Consider the following 20,677-nt stretch of genomic DNA (forward strand, 5'->3'; position numbering starts at 1 on the left):
TGCTAATAACGAAGGGTTCTTTACGACAATTTAGTGCACAGCTACAAGAACATGCGAAGGAAACATGGTATAAATTAGCTCAGTTCAACCATAACTACAGCGCAGTATACAAGACAAACATAATCTAAGGCATAAATGTCACAGAAGATCATACGGGGTCGCATGCTGTGTAGATTAGAATTATTAGAACTCTAGTATAGGATCTATTTCTCCCACAATGTGAAACAATCTAGCTCTGCCTTTTTGCTGTGTACATAGACCAAAAAAACTTTCCATAATTTTAGATTATTTGCGCACTAGAAAAACTTATACACAAAAGCCTATGTCCAGCATTATCTAGAAAATTCGTGCGGGCATTGGGACTTGACAATATGTGGCACAAACTGTAGCTTGATAGCGTATTGGCGCTAGTAAATTTGTTAGGTAAAGCGATGAAAAGAACTTTTCAGCCAAGTAGGATTGTGAGAAAACGCAGACATGGTTTTCGCGCAAGGATGTCTACTAAATGGGGAAGGAGAATCTTAAATAGACGCCGTGCTCAAGGTCGGAGCATTCTGTGCGCCTAAATGGTCTTGTTACTCTCAAAAAAAGGAAGGAGTTTGCTCGTGCTAGGTTGCATGGGCGTACTGTTAAGAGTGGTGGTTTGCTGCTACAAGCTGTTGATGATCCTGATTCGGGGTCTCCAAACTGCAAGAGCGTGCGAGTTGGTTTTACTGTAAGTAAAAAGTCTGGAAACGCTGTAGTGCGTAATAGAATAAAGCGTAGGCTTCGCGTTGCAGCGCAGAACGTGATAGCTCAAAGTGCGCGTAAGGGATTTTACTATATCTTAATTAGTAGTCGCCGCTTGGCGGATGCTAAGATGGAGGAACTACTATATAGTTTAATCACTTGTCTTAGGAGGCTGGGTTTGCATTTATAAGTCACTTTTTTCATCGTTATTATTGTAGGCTATGTACTTTTTGAAGTTGTTTTTGGCCTTTCCGGCAGTTTTCCTTTTGCTATTTTCTGGCTTTAGGCTTTCTTTCTCATCGAGGTGGTTGCAATTACGTAGTTTTACTGATGCTATATCATGTTTGCTGAAGAATCGAGATGCTGAGTTTTCTTCAATGGCAGCACTGTGTGCGATTGTGGGCGGAAATCTTGGAGTAGGTAACTTATCTGGCACCGCTGTTGCTCTGAGATCTGGAGGTCCTGGCTTCATAGTATGGATGGTATTTATCATAATACTCACATCAATCATAAAATATGTAACTTGCTATATTAGCATATGCACACGGGAGGTAAGGAATGGTAGGGTGTTTGGAGGGCCGATTGTGTATTCACAGCACGCTTTCAAGACAAAGTGGGCTTCCCTTGTAGTAGCCATCATAACGATGGTTTGTGCCATAACCGTAGGAAACCTGGTGCAGGTAAATTCCTTATCAATTTCAATGCATCTTATAGGTCAATCACCGCTAAGCGCTGGCATAGTCATGGCTGTGGTGCTGTTCATAGTAACAAATTTGGGCTTGCTCGGCAGAATAGTATCCAAAGTGGTCCCTGCGATGACTCTATTCTATATTGTGTTAGCTGGGTTAACGCTCGGCAAGTTTGGTAGCAATATCATACCATCATTGAAGCTAATACTCGAAAGCGCATTGAGTCTGAGTAGTCTTCGTGATGGGGCTATATTGGCTTTGGTCGCAGAAACTTTTACAATAATTCAAGTAGGGGCTCTACGGGGAATATTTGCCACAGATATAGGTTTAGGGCTAGAGGGAACTGTACACTCAATGGTGGTAAGCAAGAACGTAACTGACAGCAACTTCGCTACGCAGCAGAGTTTGGTTTCAATTATTTCTCCGTTTATCGTTGCCTTAGTAACGTTCATAACGACGCTAGTCCTCCTGACTACTGAAGTATGGACGGATCTCGGTTTAGAAAGCACCAACATGTGTTTTGCGGCTTTCACTAGCGCTTTTGGAAGGTACTATACAGAGTATGCGTTGATTGCGTTAGTGTTCTGTTTCTCGCTCACAACTATCCTTACCTGGTTTATCTGCTCCAAGGAGGTGCTGGCTTACGTTTCCCATAATAACCGTTTTATGGAGAAGTGCTGGTCTGCTTTGTTTTTTTTGGTTATTCCTCTAGGCTCTTTGGGAGGAGTAAGACAATTGTGGGATATTGCTGATGTATCTATATCCATATCCATAATAATAAATATACTTGGTATATTGCTTCTGCTGAATCGTTATAAGAAAGAGATGTTCTCAGCTTTGAGCAAGGATTCGAGTAAAGAGTAGCAGTTAGCAGTTAGCAGTTAGCAGTTAGCAGTTAGCAGTTAGCAGTTAGCAGTTAGCAGTTAGCAGTTAGCAGTTAGCAGTTAGCAGTTAGCAGTTAGCAGTTAGCAGTTAGCAGTCTAACTTCCTGAATATTTGCTCTTGTCAACAACATAATCTTAAAAATCACTTTTTATTAGACCGCAGGTGATAACACACTTTCGCAACCGTGCCTACCTAATTACTGCTCCATAGGTTGAACTCTTTGCATTTTTGTGCCAAGGCCGTCGTTTTATTGATTTTTCCACATAAACAGAAGCTTCATTTATCCATATGTAGTGAATTCCGTAATCACGTATATCCTGCAACCCTATGTGCTTTATATCGCTACACTCTTCTGGATAAGTAGTTTGTGCATTGCATATAACTAGATCCATATTCTTACAGTGTGCTATAAGAAAACTACTGTCACTGGTTATAAGTACGCGATCCTTATATGTACATCCCCCTTCCTCACATACTAGAATTTTATCTTGGAAAAACTCCCCCTGTTTCACGATTCTGCCTTGGCCGTTATCTCTGGCCCATTGCGTATACTTAAAACCTCTAATATCGCCATTTCGCATAACAAAATGCAAATTTGCATCTCTTCCCTTCACTACAACAGCAGTATCATCACAAATAATATCAGGAGTCTTATAGGTAATGGCCGATAAGGCACCTAAAACAGTAAAAATCACTCCGCCAAAAATGCGTAGATAACCCGTGCATAGCGCCGCGATAAGTAGTCCAAGTGTTACAAGTAAGACAGAACTACTAGGTATGGAACAAAAAGAGGTAAACAGTTCCGTAAGCGCCGTACAATGAGCAATGTATAGTAAAAAACTTACTGCCCATTCCAACAAAAAAGCAATAATCGGGGAGAAAAATGTATCACACGTTACGAGGTATAACACACCTAACGGTATCACCACAAACGTTGCTGTAGGCACAGCTACAACATTTGCTAGCACACCAGCAATAGAAAATTCATGAAAATGATAAATCACATAAGGTGCGGTAGCTAAACTTGCAATAAGAGAAACTGTCGCGGTCGCAAGCAAGTACCTCAGTATATTATTAGCTACAATCATACTGCAAGATATATTCCCGAAAGAAACTAGAGATATAACCGCAGCGAACGACATTTGAAAACTGGGGGAAAGAATAGCCTCCGGAGTGGCAAGCAATATGATGGATGCCGCAACAGATAAAGATCTCATACTGTTATGACGCCTGTCCATGATGATGCCACAAAAGGTTAGAGAGACCATTATAAATGCTCTACATGCGGAAATTGGCATGCCAGCCAGCAGCAAGTAGTAGAAACTCACGCCAATCGCAACACCGGAACATAGCTTCTTTGTGTTATAAATTAATGTCAGCTTTTCAGAACACGCAAATATATATCTCAAAAATACAAAAACCATCCCTGCAACACATGAGAGATGTAATCCCGAAATTGCAAGTAAGTGTGCTAGTCCTGAGTTTCTGACATCCCTTAGTATTTCTTCCCTTATTCCCTGTCGTTTACCTATTAACAGCGCAGAAAGCACTTCCGTGCTGTCTCTACTTAAACGTGATGCAAATCTTTCATACGTCTTAATCCGACTTCTTTCTATCCAATCTAAAAATCTTATACTTTCTCTTTTCTCCTGTAGCAGCACCGCAGAAGTTGTAAAACCTGTAGCGCCTATACCCTTAAAATATGCATCCCTAGCAAAATCATAGCCATTATGTGAAATAGGCGCTTTGGGAGGGGATATTACTCCCGTGAATTTTATTATATCTCCAACTTGGATTATGGGATTGATAACGGTCCTAACCGCTAACCTTATGCAGGTTTTCTTGCGTCTACTTACTTCAACATCACAAATAAGCAACTGTACATGTTTTGGTCTGTAATTAATCTCTCGTAGCGTTCCCACCTTGTCTTTCACATACGTCTTGTCCGTTATGACAAAGTTTTTGAGATCAAGTACTGAAGTTCTAGCATATGCGCATACAAAACCCACAATACCCAGTGCTATAATAGATAATGGTATCAACTTATCACTTTGATCTATCATAAACACAAGAACTATCCCAGATATGAGGAGAGTTATTACCCAAAACGCAGTAGGCTCATATTCCAGAGAAAAGTACAGTATTATCCCTACTGCTTGGAATACAGGGACCCATTGTATTAGGTGATCTGCTTGTAAACGTAGCTCACGCCCTATAAGGTGGACAAACTTTTTTATGAAGAAGCTACATATGCGCACAACAAAGTATCATGGTGATCTCCTTAATTCAAGGATTAATTCCTTAAGAAAGATACTAAAAATCACAAGAAAATACACCTTTTATAGAAAACTTCTGGAAAATACGTTAGAAGCACCTAAGCAACTCTCATAATAGCATTACAAAACTTTGGTTAAATACCCAAACCCAGCAACATTGGAGCAGCAGACAAAATTCTAGAAATATCCTTAGAAAACCAATCCCGCCACAGAACAAAGTTACCCATTCACTGCCCCTGGCATAAGACTCACAGAAGCCATAAACTGTCGGATATGATCTGCAAAATAATTGGCTTTGAGTTATGGTTCGACATGACTTAAGGTATGGTAAATGCTCTGCTAGGACTAAATTCAACCCGTAGGGCCCCTGTTATGCCTCACATAACTAAGGATATCCCAATAACATCACTGAAACATAAAAACTAGATACCAGCTTTCACTAGTCGCACTCAATGTCAGAGTGCAGAGCTAGCTACTAAACACTCTCTAATCTTAACTGCCCACGCAGCTCCTTTTTCACAGACTCTACGATACTATCTGATACTTCTTTTATCTCCACTTCCGTCATAGTGCCCAAACCCGAGGTTATTACAACAGTCACTGCGATAGACACCTTACCTTCTGGAATATTTACACCAGAGTAAACATCAAAAACAGAAACAGCCTCTACGTATTTTACCGCCTTTACAACAGTCACCAAATCACGTGCTTTTATCTCCTTATCAAGCACAAAAGCAAAATCCCTCTTCACCACCTGGTACTTGTTTAAGAAGAATCCACCACTTTTTTTCCCTTCTTGACCAAAAGATAGCCCTGATAAGAATACCTCAAAGCACGCAACTTTGTCCTTAAGCTCAAAAAACTCTACAAAACTTGGGTGCAACTCACCTACATACCCACACAGTCGACCCTGAAAATACACATCAGCAGACCTAGAAGGATGCAAATAATCTCTCGTGGACGCACGAAACTCCAGATCAGCCTCGTCAATACCAAACTGCAGAAATATCTGCTCCACATCACCCTTTACATCAAAGAAATCAAATTTTTGAATTGAAGAATGCGGATTCCTAGGAAGATCATTACCCGACCTAACTCCACATACTACGCAATCACTACGATCTAGCGCAATATACACATCTCCCAACTCGAATACCGCAACACCGTCACGCCCACAAGCCTGGTTATTAGATACAACATGAAGCAAATTAGGCAATACAGACGGACGCATAACATTGTACTGACTGCTAATGGGATTATCTATATACAACTCTTCAACCGAAAATCCCATTTTCTCCACAACAGCACCAGCTAGAAAAGACCACGTAATAACTTCAGTCAAACCTTGAGATAACATAGATGCACGCACCTTGTTATTCAAAGAACCATCCGTACTATTAGCTTTTCTCTCCAAAACACGCACTGGCAACACTTCCCGCTCTTGTATCGCATCGTAGCCATGTATACGCATCACTTCTTCCACAAGATCATGCGAAGAAGAAACATCATTACGCCATGAAGGAACCTCAACCCGCCACAATTCACCAGAAGTCGCATCTACAGCAAAGCCCAATGACTCCAATATACTAAGAATACGCTCCTGATCTACGGAAACACTACCAAGCTTGCCAACAACCCTAGGATTAAACTCAACCCGAGCAATTTTATTAGGCACACTACCCGAAACAACTACTTCACTTACATCTCCCCCACAGTATTTCGCAATCAAACATGCTGCATAATTCAACCCTAAACCCACCATTTGCGGATCAACATACCGAGAAAATCTATAACTAGAATCAGTATTCAGTTTCAACTTTCTAGACGATAGCGCAATATCTGCAGGATCATACCACGCCGACTCTATAAAGATATTTTCTGTATCATACGTACATTTACTCTGCTCCGAGCCCATAATGCCGGCAATACAATGCACAACGCCATCGACATCCCTGACCACCAGATCACCACAAAGCTCATATCTCTTGCCATTTATAGCAATACACTCGCCCACCGCCACTTTCTCGACAATAAGCGCAGCACCCTTTATTTTATCAGCATCGTATACATGCATCGGCCTATTCAGCAACATCATGACATAGTTTACTATGTCAACAACACACGAAACCGTTTTCACACCCGAAGCTATCAGCCTATCTCTTATCCATCTAGGAGAAGCATTTTTATTACTTATAGACTTGACAGAACACCCCATTATCAAGCCATCCGCTCGCATTTCAACAGCAAAAGAAGGTTTAGAAAGAGCAGCATTCCCTTCTACCACAGGAAGCGCTTTAAGATTACCCATCCCCGCAGCGGCTAACTCTCTAGCGATTCCATACAAACCCAGACAATCACCGCGGTTAGGCGTCACAGTAACCTCAATTATCTCCTCATGCGGAATAAAATCCTCCCCTACAGCATAATCAGAGGATCCCGATAAATCTACAATTCCACAATTAAGATCTTCAGAAGATGACACTCCCGATTCTTCCAGAGAACAAAGCATACCCCTGCTTTCAACTCCCCTGATCACCGCTTCACTTATTGTAATACCACTTTTTTGGATATAAGCGCCAACTCGCGCCAAGACAGCGATCATTCCACTCCGGACATTAGAAGCTCCGCATACCACCTGCAGAACCTCCACTCCGTCATCAACCCTACATACCTTCAACTTATCCGCATCAGGATGCGGAAGAACTTCCAAGACCCTCACAACCACGAAAGAGCCCCGGCCCACTCCCCCCTCTACAAGAGCAGCTTCCACACCTATAGAAGAGAGCTTATCTACCAAAACATGAGCAGAGCACTCAGTATCAAGACAATCTAGCAACCAAGAATATGCAAACCTCACACATCACCCAAGCTAGCTGCCAATCACCTTCAAATCCTTTTCCCTATCTACTAACTCTATGATCGCTATAGGAGCACAGTCACCCTTACGGAATCCATTCTTCATTATACGAGTATAGCCACCATCACGATTCTTATAGCGCTGAGCCAACACACCTAGAAGCTTATTAGCGACACCCAAATTCCCACTAGTCCGAGAAAGCAAGAGCCTCTTTCCACAAACCGGATCCTTCTGAGCATACCTCTTAGCAACAGTTATCAACCCCTCAACAACAGACCGCAAATCCTTAGCTTTAGGCAAAGTTGTAACGATTCTTTCAGTAGTCACAAGCGAAACAGCAAGATTCATCATCATAGCCATCCTATGCGCCGTAGGACGAGAAAACTTTCTATAACTTACACCATGCCTCATTCTAACCCCCAATCAGCGCAAACAAACCAATTATTAATCTTCACTATACTGCTTACTTAAATTCTCTATAGACTCCGGAGGCCAATTTGGCACCTTCATCCCCAGATGTAGATTCATACCAGCCAAGACCTCATTTATCTCATTCAGAGATTTCCTACCAAAATTCGGAGTTCTCAACATATCAGACTCCGTCCTCTGAACAAGATCACCTATATAAGTAATATTGTCGTTCTTTAAACAGTTATGCGATCTAACAGACAGCTCCAATTCATCAACCTTCCTAAGAAGATTATGGTCATAAGGAAGCACACCCTCCTCTTTATCCACACTCTTCCTAGTCTCTTCTACCTCATCAAAACTTATGAATGATTGCAGCTGATCTTGCAATATCTTCGCAGCAACCGCAACAGCATCATCAGGAGCAACAGAGCCATCGGTCTCAACCGTCAACATGAGCCTATCGTAATCAGTAAACTGACCTATCCTACTGCTCTCTATTTTAAAAGCCACCTTTTTTACAGGACTATAAAGCGCATTCGTAGCTATAAATCCGGAACCAACCTCGGAAGCACCACCAGATCTTGACACAGCCCTATACTCCGTAGCCGGGACATAACCCTTCCCACTGTTGACATAGATCTTCATGCAAAAATCCACATCCTTACCAAGTGTACAAATATGCAAATCCTTATTTAAAACTACATGATCCGCGGAATCAACTATCGAAGCAGCAGTTATTTCCCCAGGCCCCCTAGCCACAAGCCTCAAAACCTTTTGATTCGAGTTCAATAACTTAACCCTAAGCATGCTGAGGTTTAACACCAAATCCGCAACATCTTCCCTCACTCCCGAAAGAGCTGTAAGCTCGTGTGAGGCCCCCTCAATCTCTATCCCGTAAACGGCAAAACCCCTGAGAGACGACATCATAACACGCCTCAGAGCATTACCAAGAGTAAGCGCGAAACCACTCTCCAACGGCTCAATCACCAACTCCATAACACAAGGCTCCTTACCACCCACAACCTTGATAGAAGACGGCCTGGTCAACTTATTCCAATGGTCAGCCATAGAAAAACCACCCCCATAGCACGCACCACTAGACCCACCGCTGTTAGAAATTGACATAAATCTCTCTCAATAAAAACTACACCCTGCGCCTTTTTGGCAACTTACACCCATTATGAGGAAGTTTAGTCACATCCTTAATAGACGTAACATTCAGATTGCAAGCCTGTACAGCTCTAATCGCCGCTTCCCTACCTGCACCCGGCCCTGAAATACACACCGATACAGTCTTCATACCATTTCGCTCGATTACAGCCTTCACAGCCCTAGCCACAGTCTCCTGCGCTGCATAAGGAGTAGACTTCTTACTACCCTTAAAATTACATGCCCCAGCGGAAGTAGTGACAAGCACATGACCCTGCTGATCCGCTATAGTCACAATGACATTGTTATAAGTAGCACAAATATGCACTCTTCCAACTACAACACTCCTCTTCTTCTTAACTACCGCCATAAAACCCCACTACTTTTTCTTAGCGGCAACAGCCAACCTAGAACCGCCTTTACGAGTTCTGGCATTCGTATGAGTTCTTTGCCCACGTACAGGCAGCTTCTTCCTATGTCTTAAGCCCCGATAGCAACCAATATCCATCAAGAACTTAATGTTCATAGCTACTTCCTTACGCAAGTCCGCTTCCACAACACAGCCAGCCCTTATAAAATTTCTGATCTTAACTACATCTTCCTCGCTAAGAGCAGATACTCTAACATTCTTATCTATACCGCAGCCTTCGCAAATCCTGTTAGCCAGAGACGTACCAACACCGTATATGTAAGTTAGTGCAACCACAACACGTTTATCTACAGGTACGTTGACCCCACCTATACGCGCCACCAAAAACCCCTAACAAAAACACCAATAAACCCCTATATAGCAAATGCTCCACATACCGTCAACTAGTTATTTAGACGATCTAGCACATACCTCACGTCCTCATGAATTTCTTCCACAGTTCTGTCTCCATTTATCCTAATCACCTTGTTCTGGTAGTATCCTTCCAACATAGTAACTTCTCTATCATAATCCATGAGCCTTCGCCTAATCACATTCAACGAATCATCATCCCTGCGAACATACTCCCCACAGCCGCATGCTTTACACGCACCATGATTAAACACAGCGTTGGATACAGCACCACACCCCTTACATACCAAGCGACCTTGCAATCTACTCTCAACAACTACAGCATCTACCTCTAATTTCAGAACTGCATCTATCTTGCGATCCAACAACTGCATCACTGCAGTGAGAAATTCCGCTTGAGGTAAATTCCTCGGAAAACCATCTAATAAGAAACCTGCAGAAACTCTCCTTAATTTCCTGAATATCATTTCGCAAACTAAAGGATCTCCTACAAGCCTTCCTTCTTGCATTATCGCCTCCACTTCTACTCCTATCACAGTCTTAGAAGCAACTTCAGCCCTCAATAAATCTCCCATGGAGATAACCTCGAGCCCCTTCAGGTATTCACCTAGCAAACGTGCTTGCGTCCCCTTCCCAGAACCAGGAGCACCAAAAATAAGTAAACTTACCTGTTCTTTTTCCATAGCTCTGACTTCTTCATCAACGCACTATACCTTCCAGAATATATCTGAGTCTGTACCTGCGAAAACGTATCGTTAATGACATTGACAATAATCAAGAAGCTAGTACCCCCAAGAGTAAACGATATCGCGCAATAGTGCCTCACCACCTCTGGAACAACACAGACAACAGACAGATAGACAGCACCTATAACCGTTAACCGCCGTATCACCTGATCAAAATACTCCATTGTACTCCTTCCAGGCCTCTTCCCAGGAATAAACCCAGAGTTTTTCTTCAACATCTCAGCCATTTCCTTAGAATCAAAAACGAGCGAAGTATAGAAGAAAGCAAAAAACATAATCAATGCAACATATACAACGATGTACAGCACACTTTCAGTATGAAAGTACCTCAATATAAAGTCAGACCACGATGAACCAGCGCTAAATTTAGCAAGAGTCATCAACGATAGTAACAACGCATTTGCAAAGATCGGAGGTATAACTCCAGAAATGTTGATCTTCAAAGGCATATAGCTGGAATCACTATTATAAAAGCGCCCGCCCACTTGCCGCTTCGGATACTGCACTAAAACCTTTCTATACGATCTCTCGAAAAAGATAATGAGCAGAAACAACGCAAAAAAGGAAGCCATAACCAAAAATACAGCGAACCCCGACAATTCTCCCCGTTTCCCTAACATGAACACAGAAGATAAAGAACTCGGCAATTCCGAGATTATTCCCACAAAGATAATCAAGGAAATACCATTACCTATTCCCTTGAGATTAATACTCTCACCTAACCACAGCAAGAACATCGTACCTGCTAACATGCTGCTGATCCCAACCACCCTGAAGGTGAGACCTGGATCAAGCACAACCACAACCTCAGTAGTGTTCATGCGCTCAAGCCCTAGCAAAATCATCAAACCTTGAACAACACAAAAAATCACAGTGAGATACCTCGTATAGGCGTTTATCTTCGCCCGACCGAGCTCACCCTCTTGCCTCATTTCATTAAGAGCAGGAACAGCCACAGAAAGCAACTGCACCATTATCGAAGATACAATGTAAGGCATAACATTGAGCGCAAATATGGTCATACGCCCCAAAGCACCACCTGAGAACACATTGAAGATTCCCAACACACCCGTGGTATGCCCGGAAACTATCTCGCCTATTACACCCAAATTTATACCAGGAATAGGAATATAAGTTCCCAACCTGTATATTATGAGAGCGAATAGCGTGAACCCAAACCTTCTCAGTAAACCAACTCTACTACCAAGCGACGCCGCACTCACCTCGCACCCTCCTGCAAAACTTAATCGCCTAACAAAGACACCTTACTCTCAGCAGAGCGTGAAATCGCATCGTAGTATATATTAACCTTTGATCCTAATTCACCTTTACCTAAAATCTTTACCTTACTCTTTGGCGCAATCACTCCAAGATTTACCAGCATTTCCTTACTGATCTTAGCGCCCGCATCTATTCTCTTAGCATCTACCAGACTCTGTATAACCCCGAGATTGACGATATCATATCTCTTACGTGTAAAAGACTTAAAACCACGCTTCGGAAGACGAGTAAATATAGACTGCTGACCACCTTCAAAGCCATTTACAGTACAACCAGAGCGAGCCTTCTGTCCCTTATGCCCCTTTCCGGACGTCTTACCCTTACCACAACCTAGCCCCCTACCAAGAACTTTACGCCCCTTTAGCCTAGGAAGACCGCTAAATAACTCATTCAACTTCATAATTATACCGAGCCCATACTACCGATTTATAACGTCGCAGACCTTTTTGCCCCTTTTACCCGCAACTTGCTTAGGAGATAACATACTCTTAAACGCGGAGAAGACAGCATAAATCACAGTATGGGCATTTGAAGAACCTACAATTTTAGCAACCACATCCTGAACACCCAAAACTTCAAACACTGCCCTCACAGAACCACCCGCTATTATACCCGTTCCCACCTTCGCAGACCTCAGTATAACCCTGCTAGCACAAAACTTTGCAGTCACATCATGATGTAAAGTACGCGATTCACGAAGGTAAACCCTTATCATGTTCTTCTTAGCAGCATTAACTGCCTTTATCTTGGCTTCGGCAACTTCAGCATGCTTACCCATGCCACAACCTACTCTACCCTTTTCGTCTCCAACAACAACAAGTACAGAAAACGAGAATCTTCTCCCTCCCTTTACAACCTTAGAGACCCTCCGCACGGACACAAGCAACTCTGACAAATCATGCGCGTCATTCGATGTACGCGGCTTCCTATCAACACTCATCAATACTCCTAAAACTCGAAACCTAGACCCCTCAGTTCATCAGCAAATACTGCAACGACACCCATATACCTATTGGAGCCTCTATCAAAGACAAACTTGCGATACGCTGCATCTAAACCAAAAATACGTTCGGCTAGCAGCTTGGCAACAATCTTAACAGCACCCGCATTAACACGCCTACTGGCTACTGCCAGCACTTCTGACTCCAAAGTAGACGCAGCAGCAACAGTCCTACCAGCTTCGTCGTCTATTAATTGGGCATAAAAATGCCTATTAGACTTAAATACTGACAGCCGGATAGAGGACAGAGACCTAAGCTTCAGCCTCACACGCCTCCTACGCCTCTCTGCTCTTTTCAAATCAAACAACGACATAGTCAGACTCCCTCTATCACTTTTTCTTACTAACTTCTTTTCTGTACACGTACTTTCCTTTTACGAAAATACCCTTTCCTTTATAAGGATCATACCGCCTAATGGAACACAAATCCGCAGCAACCATATGTACCTTGATCTTGTCGCTCCCACTAATAGTAAACTGCGTTGGCTTAGTACACTTAACCTCAATACCCTCAGGAATGACGTACTTAACACTATGACTAAAACCCAAGGATATAGAGAGGCACTCACCTTGATGCACTACCTTATATCCAACACCATTTACTTCAAATTCAACAAGGAAACCGCTGGCCATACCCCTTATCGCATTGTTTATGTTGCTCCTATAAGAGCCCCACATTACCTTTGCTTTAGTAGAATGCTTGTTCTCATTAACCAGCACAAGCATCTTGCCATCAAGCACCGCACGAATGCCGTGGTTCAAGGAAAAAGTAGAAGTTCTACCCTTAGCATCAGAAACAGTAACCCCACTTTCGTCAATACTCACCTGCACACCCTCAGGAATCTCTATAGGCATAGCTCCAACTCTAGACACAGCAAAATCTCCCTAAAAAACCCCACATAAAATCTCACCTCCTACACCTGCATTCCGCGCGTGAGAATCTAGCATTATGCCCTTAGATGTCGATACTACATATATACCAAGACCATTATAAAATCGAGGCATCTTATCTGCAGATGAGTAAACCCTTTTACCAGGACGCGAAACACGCACTATCTTCCGAATAGCGGCAGCGCTATTAAAATACTTCAAAAACACCTTGAGTACCTTAATACCTGAATCACCCCTGACTTCTTCAGTGAAAGACTCTATATAGCCTTCTTCAACCAAAATCCTCAGTACAGCCATCACTACCTTAGAACAAGGAACATAAACTACCTTGTTCATACCCGCTTGCCCGTTACGTAAACGCGTTAAAAAATCAGCAATGGGATCCGATAACGACACAACAAAACCTCACTAAACTACCAACTTGACTTTGTTAACCCAGGTATCTGACCTATAGAACCCAATTGCCTAAGTACTATACGCGACATCTTGAACTTCCTATAGTAACCACGCGGCCTACCAGTAATCAAACACCTATTCCTAATCCTTATATACGAGGAATCCCTTGGCATTTTGGAGAGCTTTAACTGCGCCGCAAAGCGCTCAGACATAGATAAAGACTCATCCTTAATAATAGCCACAAGAGCCCTACGCTTCTCCGACAACACCGCAGAAATAGCTACACGCTTCAAATTCCTTTGCACAACAGACTTCCTAGACACCCTACCCCCTACTAATTCATAAAAGGAAATCCCAACTCTAAGAGCAAGGCTTTCGCATCGGCATCATTCGTAGCAGTAGTCACTATCACCACATCTAATCCACGAACCTTATCTATCTTGTCATAATCCACTTCCAAGAACGATATATGCTCCTTTATACCAAATGATATGTTGCCATGCCCATCCAGCTGCGAAGTAGACAATCCTCTAAAATCCCTTTCCCTAGGAAGAGCAATGTTAATCAGCCTATCTAAGAACTCATACATCCTCTTACCCCGTAAGGTCACCATACAACCTATCGGGAACCCCTTACGTATCTTAAAACCAGCTATGGACTTCCTAGCACGAGTCACCACAGGCCTCTGCGCAGATATCATCGCCAGATCCCGAGTACACGAATCCATAACTTTACTATCCGCAGCACTAATTCCAATGCCCATATTTAAACAAACCTTAACTACCCTGGGCACCTGCATAACATTCTTCTTACCAAGCCTACTAACAAGAGACTTGGCCACCGCGTCCTTAGATAAACTCCCCAACATACTAACCTAATCCAAAACTCTTCCAGAACTTTTTAGGTACCGCACTTTCTTCCCATCGACAAACTTATAGCCAACCCTAGTACGAACACCAGCCTCGCTATCAAAAAAAGCAACATTTGATATATCTATAAATCTCTCGACACTGAAGATACCACCTTCTCTGTTCTTTGACGGCTTAACACTCTTCCTACACAGGGCAACCGATGCTACTTTCGCTAAAACACGCCCACCCTTCCTTAGAATCTTTACAACCTTCCCGACCTTACCCTTATCACCCCCCGTGATAACGATAACATCATCTCCACTAACAATCTTAGCCACTACAAAACCTCCACAGCCAAAGACATCACCTTGGTGAATTCACCCACAGGAAATTTTCTTACAGGGCCAAATACTCTAGTGCCTAATGGATCACCCTGATCATTGACCAAAACCACCGCATTACTAGAAAATCTAATAATACTGCCATCTAACCTGCGAATCGGCCCCTTGATCCTCACAATTACGGCCTTGTATACCTTACCCTTCGTCACACGTCCTTTGGGAGCAGCAACTTTAGCAGATACAACAATCACATCACCAACCGTAGCAGACTTCTTGCCCCCCAAAAATCCTATACACAGAACCTTACGAGCTCCAGAATTATCTGCAACATCCAAAATGGCATTCTTCTGTATCATCCTAAAACCTACTCATCAACTACAATCCACCTTTTAGTAGCAGATATAGGAACATGCTCCCTTATCTTCACTACATCCCCACGCGCACACCTATTCTGTTCATCATGCACAGAATAAACCCTACATTTCTTCACAATCTTTTTGTACACTTTATGGTGAACCATTCTGTAAACTGACACCTTTACTGTCTTATCTCGCCTAGCGTCAGTGACTACACCTACCAAAACTCCCTTAGACATTCTCTCCTCTTATCTTTCTCAAGCTAAGCACAGTCAATACCCTCGCGATTTCCTTTTTTATAACGCTCCGACGAGCAGCATTTACAACACCACCACTCTTGCTTTCAAATACATGTTCAACCAAATCCCTTCTCAAAGCGGCCAACCTCTCAGACAGCTCCTTAGAAGATTTCTTTTCCATTTCAGCGACTGTACTCATAGATTTTCCTTAAAACCCCTCTTCTACAAAACTGCACTTTATCGGCAACTTCGACTGCGCTTTTCTGAAAGCCTCTCTAGCCAATTCCACGGAAACACCACCTATCTCAAACAAGATACGTCCAGGCTGCACCTTACATACCCACATCTCTGTGCTACCCTTACCCTTACCCATACGTACATCAACAGGCTTCTTACTTACGGGAACATGACAGAATACCCTAATCCATACCTTCCCTACACGCCTCAAACTCCTGGATATACTACGCCTAGCAGATTCAATCTGCTTAGAAGTAAGCCTGCATGGCTCCAAAGCCTTAAGACCACATTGGCCAAACGCAAGCTCACTACCTCCTTTGGTATTCCCGCTAATACGCCCCTTAAAACTTTTAGAATGCTTTGTCTTCCTCGGCACAAACAACATAGCAATAACTCCTTACTCGACCACAGCCCTTGAATCACCAACATAAACCCATACTTTAACACCAACTATGCCATATATGGTCTTCGCCTCAACACAGCTGTAGTCAATATTGGCCCTAAATGTGTGCAAAGGAACACTACCTTCTTTGTACCATTCGGTTCTAGCTATCTCTGCACCCCCCAAACGGCCAGCACAGCTAACTTTCACACCTTTAGCTCCCATCTTGAGACAGTTTTGCACACCCCTCTTCATAGCACGCCTGAACGAAACACGCTTCTCAAGCTGCTGCGCTATGTTCTCCGCTATAAGGACGGCCTTTAAATCAGGCTTCTTGACCTCAACAATATGCAACTCCACTTCATGATTCACCATCTGAGCGATCTTCTGCTTTATTCTGTCAATATCAACACCCTTCTTACCAATTATTACCCCTGGCCTAGCAGAGTGTATATTGATAATCACGGCATCTACCTTTCTAGCTATAACTACCTTACTCACTGCAGCATGATGAAATGTCTTCTTCACGAAGCTCCGCAACAGAAGATCCTCATGCAATTTCGTCGCATAATCCCTATTGGCATACCATAGTGAATCCCACGTCCCAACTATCTTTAATCTCAATCCAATGGGATTAGACTTCTGCCCCATAAGCTACCTTTCCAACAACTTCACAACAACACTTCCATAGCGCTTACTAATACGACACGCCCTACCACGCGCTCTCGGCTGTACTCTCCGCAAAGTAAACGCCTTACCAACTAATACTTCCTTCACATACAAATTATCAGCATCGACACCGTAATTAGCACGCGCATTAGCAATTGCAGACTTTAGAACTTTGTCTATAAGCAAAGCCGCCTTCTTTTTGCAAAACTTCAAGTACATAGCAGCCACAGCTACATCCTTTCCTCTGATAAGGTCTGCAACCAAATTCAGCTTAGCAGGAGTAGACCTAAGCCCCAAGCCCTTAGCAGCAATAACAATAGACATACCTAACCCTTCCTGGAAACCTTTTTATCACCTGCATGCCCCAAAAATCTTCTCGTAGGCGAAAACTCACCAAACTTACGCCCCACTATGTTATCAGTCACCTTAACAGGAACGTATATTTTACCGTTGTAGACCCCAAAAGTAAGACCTACAAACTTATTAAGTATTACAGATGACCTAGAGTGAATATTAATCACAACACTAGTTCTATTAGACGCTATAACCCTGTTCGCCAAACGAAGAACATGCGGCGCACAAAAAGGAGGCTTTTTAACAGATCTGGACATATAACCTATCTCTTGACAGACGAAACCCTAATATACTTATCACTATGCTTACCACGCTTCCTGGTCTTCTTACCCTTAGTCGGAACACCCCAAGGAGTCACAGAGTTTCTACCTCCTGAAGTCTTTCCCTCACCACCACCATGCGGGTGATCCACAGGGTTCATCGCAACACCACGAACCTTAGGCCTAAGCCCTAGCCATCTACTCCTACCAGCCTTCCCTAACTTTATGTTTCTGTTATCCAAATTAGAAACAACGCCAACAGTAGCTCTGCATACAGATAATATCCTTCTCACTTCTCCTGAGCCCAAGCGTAGCATAACATATGCGCCATCTCTACCCATTACTTGCGCATAACTACCAGCAGCCCTGGCAATAATTCCACCCCCTCCAACTTTCATCTCAACATTATGAACGAAAGTACCAGAAGGAATCATCGATAACTTAAGACAATTACCGGGTAGAACGTCAGAGCCAGCACCAGACATTATGACATCATCTACCTTCAAACCACTGGGCGCAAGGATATAAGACAGTTCACCATCTTCATACTGTATCAACGCAAGAAACGCTGTACGATTAGGATCATACTCTAAACGCTTCACTACCGCAGGAACACCTTCTTTATTTCTCTTAAAATCCACTACCCTATACAAGCGCCGATGCCCCCCACCACGGTGCCTAACAGTAATAACACCACGAGCATTTCTACCGCCCGAGGAAACCCTACTGGAAACGAGAGACTTCTCAGGCCTACCCTTCCATAATGCCGTCTTATCTACTAAAACAGTACCCCTAAGAGAAGGAGTAACAGAATTCAAAACCCTAAGACTCATTTCGCCCCCATTACCTTAAACTCCTTTCCCTTAGCTAACGAGAAATAGACCTTCTTCCTATTCTTTCTTCTTCCTAAAATCCCCTTACAGCGCTTCTGCTTTCCCTTTAGCCTCAAGGAGCAAATATTAAAGGGCTCACTCCCACACAACATCTCTATAGCCTTCTTAATCTGAGATTTGCGCGCATCAACAGTAGCATATACCGCATATCTGTTTCCTTCCTCAGTTAGCGCCACAACCTTCTCCGTAATTACAGGAGAAACGATCACAGATAAACAATCACTCATTGCTCAACCTATCCTCAAGAGACTTTACTGTATCCACAGTCAATATCACACAATCATGCTTCAGTATGTCTAGAACATTCACACCAACACACTTTAATAAGTCTACACCCCGCAAATTACGACAAGCCCGCACAACCTCTTCTTTACAACTCTCAGCGACTACTAAATACGAACTATGCCCCGCAAAATTGCCAAAAACCCCCTTGGCATCCGCAGTTTTCCTGAGATCTACATCCAGACTATCAAGCACCACAAGCTTCTTAGCAGCAACCTTCATAGATAGAGCCACCTTAAGCCCTAATTTACGAACCTTCTTATTTAAAGAATACTCATGACTACGAGGCACTGGACCAAATATTACAGCACCACCCCTAAATTGAGGACTACGCAAACTACCCTGTCTCGCCCTACCAGTATGCTTTTGCCTGTAAGGCTTTGCAGTAGTACCTGAAATATCACTTATACCCCTAGCCTTATGAGTACCAGCACGCCTCTTCGCAAGCTGCCAGTTTACCACCTCTTTAAGCACATCGCGCCTAGGCTCAAGCCCGAACACCCGCGGACTCAGGTCAATACTACCCACAACCTCATTCGCTATGTTAACAACATTAACTTCCATACAATGCTCTCAAAATCCCTTCTTAACCAGCCATACTCTCCGAGAGCGCCCCACCCCTAGGAACAGGTTTTTTTACAGCATCTCTAACAAAAACATAAGACCCCTCAGCTCCTGGAATACCAGTACCCCTAACAACAAGAAGCGCTTCTTTCGCATCTACCAGCATAACCTCGAGATTCTGCATAGTTACCTTACTATCACCCATGTGACCAGCCATCTTCTTGCCCTTGAATACCCTACCTGGGTCCTGACATTGCCCCGTGGAACCCTGCGACCTATGCGATATGGAAACACCATGGGAAGCCCGCAATCCACGGAAATTATGCCTCTTCATAACACCAGCAAAACCCCTACCAATGGTATACCCAGTCACGTCAACGAATTGACCTTCAAAAAAATGACTAACCTCTACCTTGCTACCAGGTTGCAAATCTCCTATGGTCTTCACCCTTGACTCGAATAACTTATAATCCTCCTCAATCCCCAATTTTCTCAAAGCTTGAACCTGAGGCTTGCTCACAACACCACGACGTTTTGTACCTAGCACAATAGCATCGTAACCGTGTATACCACTGACCTTTACACCAACAACAAAAGTGTCCTCCAACAACAAAAGTGTTACAGGAACCCTAGAGCCAGTAGTAGCATCAAACACAGCAGTGCTACCAACCTTTTTCATCCACAAACCTATCCTATGCCCCGCTGCCACGTTACCCTCCAACTACTTTAACCTTCACATCAACGCCAGCTGGCAATTGCAAACTCATTAACGCCTGCAATATTGCAGAATTAGCCTTAGGCAAGCTAATCAACCTCTTATGAGTCCTAATTTCAAACTGCTCTCTAGATTTCTTATCCACATGAGTCGAGCGATTCACAATAAACTTCGCTGTTCTTCTCGGAAAAAATATAGGGCCATTAACTTTAGCCCCACTCCTCCTCGCTACCAGAACTATGTTTCGAGCAGACCTGTCGAGCAAACCATGATCGAATGCCTTGAGCTCAATGTATATTTTCTGCGTTACCATAACAAACTACTCCAAAATCTCAGTAATAATACCTGAGCCAACAGTCCTTCCACCTTCTCTCACAGCAAACCTAAGCCCCTTATCTATTGCAACAGGCTTATCCAATGTTACCTCTATACTTAGATTATCA

Annotated in this window: 31 protein-coding genes and 1 pseudogene; 3 read left to right on the forward strand and 29 right to left on the reverse strand. The window is 43.2% G+C overall.

Annotated elements, in window-relative coordinates:
• Positions 1-431: 431 nt before the first annotated feature.
• The 3 genes from rpmH to KPX09_RS01045 are packed head-to-tail and all read left to right on the forward strand — an operon-like array spanning position 432 to position 2,282.
• Positions 432-566: a 50S ribosomal protein L34 gene (gene rpmH / locus KPX09_RS01035; protein WP_011450444.1), complete on the forward strand. Its 135-nt coding sequence runs from the start codon at positions 432-434 to the stop codon at positions 564-566.
• Positions 557-919 carry a ribonuclease P protein component gene (gene rnpA / locus KPX09_RS01040; RefSeq protein WP_249548562.1) on the forward strand — a complete coding sequence of 121 codons (363 nt, stop codon included), beginning with the start codon at positions 557-559 and terminating at the stop codon, positions 917-919. The genes rpmH and rnpA overlap by 10 nt, the downstream gene beginning before the upstream one ends.
• A 31-nt stretch (positions 920-950) precedes the next feature.
• Positions 951-2,282, forward strand: a complete 1,332-nt coding sequence (locus tag KPX09_RS01045) for an alanine:cation symporter family protein (protein WP_249548563.1) — start codon at positions 951-953, stop codon at positions 2,280-2,282.
• Between the two features lie 209 nt (positions 2,283-2,491).
• On the opposite strand, the gene KPX09_RS01050 is transcribed toward KPX09_RS01045, so the two are convergent.
• From KPX09_RS01050 to tuf, 29 genes and pseudogenes are all read right to left on the reverse strand, one after another.
• Positions 2,492-4,561 carry a ComEC/Rec2 family competence protein gene (locus KPX09_RS01050; RefSeq protein ID WP_346017220.1) on the reverse strand — a complete coding sequence of 690 codons (2,070 nt, stop codon included), beginning with the start codon at positions 4,559-4,561 and terminating at the stop codon, positions 2,492-2,494.
• Positions 4,562-5,054: 493 nt separating this feature from the next.
• Positions 5,055-7,436, reverse strand: coding sequence for a phenylalanine--tRNA ligase subunit beta (gene pheT / locus KPX09_RS01055; RefSeq protein ID WP_249548565.1), 2,382 nt, complete (start codon positions 7,434-7,436; stop codon positions 5,055-5,057).
• 12 nt (positions 7,437-7,448) lie between these two features.
• A complete protein-coding gene (rplQ, locus tag KPX09_RS01060; protein ID WP_249548566.1) occupies positions 7,449-7,847 on the reverse strand; it encodes a 50S ribosomal protein L17 in 399 nt (132 codons plus the stop codon).
• Positions 7,848-7,880: 33 nt separating this feature from the next.
• Complete coding sequence (locus tag KPX09_RS01065) at positions 7,881-8,972, reverse strand: DNA-directed RNA polymerase subunit alpha (protein ID WP_410518467.1); 1,092 nt, start codon at positions 8,970-8,972, stop codon at positions 7,881-7,883.
• A 19-nt stretch (positions 8,973-8,991) separates the two neighbouring features.
• The gene (gene rpsK, locus KPX09_RS01070; protein WP_249548567.1) at positions 8,992-9,366 is read right to left on the reverse strand and encodes a 30S ribosomal protein S11; all 375 of its coding nucleotides are present in this window, start codon (positions 9,364-9,366) and stop codon (positions 8,992-8,994) included.
• A gap of 9 nt (positions 9,367-9,375) precedes the next feature.
• Positions 9,376-9,747 (reverse strand): 30S ribosomal protein S13, encoded by a 372-nt coding sequence (gene rpsM / locus KPX09_RS01075; protein ID WP_021799362.1) that lies wholly within the window; start codon positions 9,745-9,747, stop codon positions 9,376-9,378.
• Between the two features lie 62 nt (positions 9,748-9,809).
• Positions 9,810-10,460 carry an adenylate kinase family protein gene (locus tag KPX09_RS01080; protein WP_249548568.1) on the reverse strand — a complete coding sequence of 217 codons (651 nt, stop codon included), beginning with the start codon at positions 10,458-10,460 and terminating at the stop codon, positions 9,810-9,812.
• Positions 10,442-11,746, reverse strand: coding sequence for a preprotein translocase subunit SecY (gene secY / locus KPX09_RS01085; protein ID WP_249548569.1), 1,305 nt, complete (start codon positions 11,744-11,746; stop codon positions 10,442-10,444). Before secY ends, KPX09_RS01080 begins: the two co-directional genes overlap by 19 nt.
• A gap of 20 nt (positions 11,747-11,766) precedes the next feature.
• Positions 11,767-12,204 carry a 50S ribosomal protein L15 gene (gene rplO / locus KPX09_RS01090; RefSeq protein WP_249548570.1) on the reverse strand — a complete coding sequence of 146 codons (438 nt, stop codon included), beginning with the start codon at positions 12,202-12,204 and terminating at the stop codon, positions 11,767-11,769.
• A gap of 18 nt (positions 12,205-12,222) precedes the next feature.
• The gene (gene rpsE / locus KPX09_RS01095) at positions 12,223-12,744 is read right to left on the reverse strand and encodes a 30S ribosomal protein S5 (protein WP_011450432.1); all 522 of its coding nucleotides are present in this window, start codon (positions 12,742-12,744) and stop codon (positions 12,223-12,225) included.
• A gap of 8 nt (positions 12,745-12,752) precedes the next feature.
• Positions 12,753-13,118 (reverse strand): 50S ribosomal protein L18, encoded by a 366-nt coding sequence (locus KPX09_RS01100; RefSeq protein WP_249548571.1) that lies wholly within the window; start codon positions 13,116-13,118, stop codon positions 12,753-12,755.
• 16 nt (positions 13,119-13,134) lie between these two features.
• Positions 13,135-13,677, reverse strand: a complete 543-nt coding sequence (gene rplF / locus KPX09_RS01105; RefSeq protein WP_249548572.1) for a 50S ribosomal protein L6 — start codon at positions 13,675-13,677, stop codon at positions 13,135-13,137.
• Between the two features lie 12 nt (positions 13,678-13,689).
• Positions 13,690-14,091, reverse strand: a complete 402-nt coding sequence (gene rpsH / locus KPX09_RS01110) for a 30S ribosomal protein S8 (RefSeq protein WP_249548573.1) — start codon at positions 14,089-14,091, stop codon at positions 13,690-13,692.
• Between the two features lie 17 nt (positions 14,092-14,108).
• Positions 14,109-14,414 carry a 30S ribosomal protein S14 gene (gene rpsN / locus KPX09_RS01115; protein ID WP_249548574.1) on the reverse strand — a complete coding sequence of 102 codons (306 nt, stop codon included), beginning with the start codon at positions 14,412-14,414 and terminating at the stop codon, positions 14,109-14,111.
• A gap of 11 nt (positions 14,415-14,425) precedes the next feature.
• Positions 14,426-14,959: a 50S ribosomal protein L5 gene (gene rplE, locus KPX09_RS01120; protein WP_249548575.1), complete on the reverse strand. Its 534-nt coding sequence runs from the start codon at positions 14,957-14,959 to the stop codon at positions 14,426-14,428.
• Between the two features lie 6 nt (positions 14,960-14,965).
• Positions 14,966-15,280 (reverse strand): 50S ribosomal protein L24, encoded by a 315-nt coding sequence (gene rplX, locus KPX09_RS01125; RefSeq protein WP_249548576.1) that lies wholly within the window; start codon positions 15,278-15,280, stop codon positions 14,966-14,968.
• Entirely contained in the window at positions 15,280-15,639 is a 360-nt protein-coding gene (gene rplN / locus KPX09_RS01130) for a 50S ribosomal protein L14 (protein WP_249548577.1), read from the reverse strand. The genes rplX and rplN overlap by 1 nt, the downstream gene beginning before the upstream one ends.
• 8 nt (positions 15,640-15,647) lie before the next feature.
• On the reverse strand, positions 15,648-15,878 hold the full coding sequence (rpsQ, locus tag KPX09_RS01135) for a 30S ribosomal protein S17 (RefSeq protein ID WP_011450424.1): 231 nt from the start codon (positions 15,876-15,878) through the stop codon (positions 15,648-15,650).
• On the reverse strand, positions 15,871-16,077 hold the full coding sequence (gene rpmC / locus KPX09_RS01140; RefSeq protein ID WP_249548578.1) for a 50S ribosomal protein L29: 207 nt from the start codon (positions 16,075-16,077) through the stop codon (positions 15,871-15,873). The genes rpsQ and rpmC overlap by 8 nt, the downstream gene beginning before the upstream one ends.
• A 9-nt stretch (positions 16,078-16,086) precedes the next feature.
• Complete coding sequence (gene rplP, locus KPX09_RS01145; RefSeq protein WP_249548585.1) at positions 16,087-16,497, reverse strand: 50S ribosomal protein L16; 411 nt, start codon at positions 16,495-16,497, stop codon at positions 16,087-16,089.
• A gap of 15 nt (positions 16,498-16,512) precedes the next feature.
• Positions 16,513-17,148, reverse strand: coding sequence for a 30S ribosomal protein S3 (gene rpsC / locus KPX09_RS01150; RefSeq protein WP_021799355.1), 636 nt, complete (start codon positions 17,146-17,148; stop codon positions 16,513-16,515).
• A gap of 3 nt (positions 17,149-17,151) precedes the next feature.
• A complete protein-coding gene (gene rplV / locus KPX09_RS01155; RefSeq protein WP_011450420.1) occupies positions 17,152-17,490 on the reverse strand; it encodes a 50S ribosomal protein L22 in 339 nt (112 codons plus the stop codon).
• Between the two features lie 2 nt (positions 17,491-17,492).
• A complete protein-coding gene (rpsS, locus tag KPX09_RS01160; RefSeq protein ID WP_249548579.1) occupies positions 17,493-17,777 on the reverse strand; it encodes a 30S ribosomal protein S19 in 285 nt (94 codons plus the stop codon).
• A gap of 5 nt (positions 17,778-17,782) precedes the next feature.
• The gene (gene rplB / locus KPX09_RS01165; protein WP_249548580.1) at positions 17,783-18,613 is read right to left on the reverse strand and encodes a 50S ribosomal protein L2; all 831 of its coding nucleotides are present in this window, start codon (positions 18,611-18,613) and stop codon (positions 17,783-17,785) included.
• Positions 18,610-18,900, reverse strand: a complete 291-nt coding sequence (locus KPX09_RS01170) for a 50S ribosomal protein L23 (protein ID WP_249548581.1) — start codon at positions 18,898-18,900, stop codon at positions 18,610-18,612. Before KPX09_RS01170 ends, rplB begins: the two co-directional genes overlap by 4 nt.
• Positions 18,893-19,519, reverse strand: a complete 627-nt coding sequence (rplD, locus tag KPX09_RS01175; RefSeq protein WP_249548582.1) for a 50S ribosomal protein L4 — start codon at positions 19,517-19,519, stop codon at positions 18,893-18,895. The genes KPX09_RS01170 and rplD overlap by 8 nt, the downstream gene beginning before the upstream one ends.
• A gap of 22 nt (positions 19,520-19,541) precedes the next feature.
• Positions 19,542-20,228 (reverse strand): 50S ribosomal protein L3, encoded by a 687-nt coding sequence (gene rplC / locus KPX09_RS01180; protein WP_249548586.1) that lies wholly within the window; start codon positions 20,226-20,228, stop codon positions 19,542-19,544.
• A gap of 1 nt (position 20,229) precedes the next feature.
• Positions 20,230-20,547 (reverse strand): 30S ribosomal protein S10, encoded by a 318-nt coding sequence (gene rpsJ / locus KPX09_RS01185; protein WP_249548583.1) that lies wholly within the window; start codon positions 20,545-20,547, stop codon positions 20,230-20,232.
• A 6-nt stretch (positions 20,548-20,553) separates the two neighbouring features.
• A pseudogene (tuf, locus tag KPX09_RS01190) lies at positions 20,554-20,677 on the reverse strand (elongation factor Tu); the annotation flags it as partial.

Source organism: Anaplasma phagocytophilum (assembly GCF_023476575.1).
In the GTDB taxonomy this organism is placed as follows: domain Bacteria; phylum Pseudomonadota; class Alphaproteobacteria; order Rickettsiales; family Anaplasmataceae; genus Anaplasma; species Anaplasma phagocytophilum_A.

What these genes read in the sequence shown, in the direction of transcription:
- rplN (WP_249548577.1), bottom strand. Translation starts at nt 15,639, where the DNA reads ATGATACAGAAGAATGCCATTTTGGATGTTGCAGATAATTCTGGAGCT.
- KPX09_RS01170 (WP_249548581.1), bottom strand. Translation starts at nt 18,900, where the DNA reads ATGAGTGATTGTTTATCTGTGATCGTTTCTCCTGTAATTACGGAGAAG.
- rpsK (WP_249548567.1), bottom strand. Translation starts at nt 9,366, where the DNA reads ATGGCGGTAGTTAAGAAGAAGAGGAGTGTTGTAGTTGGAAGAGTGCAT.
- rplQ (WP_249548566.1), bottom strand. Translation starts at nt 7,847, where the DNA reads ATGAGGCATGGTGTAAGTTATAGAAAGTTTTCTCGTCCTACGGCGCAT.
- rpmC (WP_249548578.1), bottom strand. Translation starts at nt 16,077, where the DNA reads ATGAGTACAGTCGCTGAAATGGAAAAGAAATCTTCTAAGGAGCTGTCT.
- rplB (WP_249548580.1), bottom strand. Translation starts at nt 18,613, where the DNA reads ATGAGTCTTAGGGTTTTGAATTCTGTTACTCCTTCTCTTAGGGGTACT.
- rplE (WP_249548575.1), bottom strand. Translation starts at nt 14,959, where the DNA reads ATGTTGGGGAGTTTATCTAAGGACGCGGTGGCCAAGTCTCTTGTTAGT.
- KPX09_RS01100 (WP_249548571.1), bottom strand. Translation starts at nt 13,118, where the DNA reads ATGTCGTTGTTTGATTTGAAAAGAGCAGAGAGGCGTAGGAGGCGTGTG.
- rpsJ (WP_249548583.1), bottom strand. Translation starts at nt 20,547, where the DNA reads ATGGTAACGCAGAAAATATACATTGAGCTCAAGGCATTCGATCATGGT.
- rplO (WP_249548570.1), bottom strand. Translation starts at nt 12,204, where the DNA reads ATGAAGTTGAATGAGTTATTTAGCGGTCTTCCTAGGCTAAAGGGGCGT.
- rpsS (WP_249548579.1), bottom strand. Translation starts at nt 17,777, where the DNA reads ATGTCCAGATCTGTTAAAAAGCCTCCTTTTTGTGCGCCGCATGTTCTT.
- rpmH (WP_011450444.1), top strand. Translation starts at nt 432, where the DNA reads ATGAAAAGAACTTTTCAGCCAAGTAGGATTGTGAGAAAACGCAGACAT.
- rplD (WP_249548582.1), bottom strand. Translation starts at nt 19,519, where the DNA reads ATGGAAGTTAATGTTGTTAACATAGCGAATGAGGTTGTGGGTAGTATT.
- rpsQ (WP_011450424.1), bottom strand. Translation starts at nt 15,878, where the DNA reads ATGTCTAAGGGAGTTTTGGTAGGTGTAGTCACTGACGCTAGGCGAGAT.
- KPX09_RS01080 (WP_249548568.1), bottom strand. Translation starts at nt 10,460, where the DNA reads ATGGAAAAAGAACAGGTAAGTTTACTTATTTTTGGTGCTCCTGGTTCT.
- rpsE (WP_011450432.1), bottom strand. Translation starts at nt 12,744, where the DNA reads ATGAGTGTTGATAGGAAGCCGCGTACATCGAATGACGCGCATGATTTG.
- KPX09_RS01065 (WP_410518467.1), bottom strand. Translation starts at nt 8,972, where the DNA reads ATGTCAATTTCTAACAGCGGTGGGTCTAGTGGTGCGTGCTATGGGGGT.
- rpsC (WP_021799355.1), bottom strand. Translation starts at nt 17,148, where the DNA reads ATGGGGCAGAAGTCTAATCCCATTGGATTGAGATTAAAGATAGTTGGG.
- rplV (WP_011450420.1), bottom strand. Translation starts at nt 17,490, where the DNA reads ATGTCTATTGTTATTGCTGCTAAGGGCTTGGGGCTTAGGTCTACTCCT.
- KPX09_RS01045 (WP_249548563.1), top strand. Translation starts at nt 951, where the DNA reads ATGTACTTTTTGAAGTTGTTTTTGGCCTTTCCGGCAGTTTTCCTTTTG.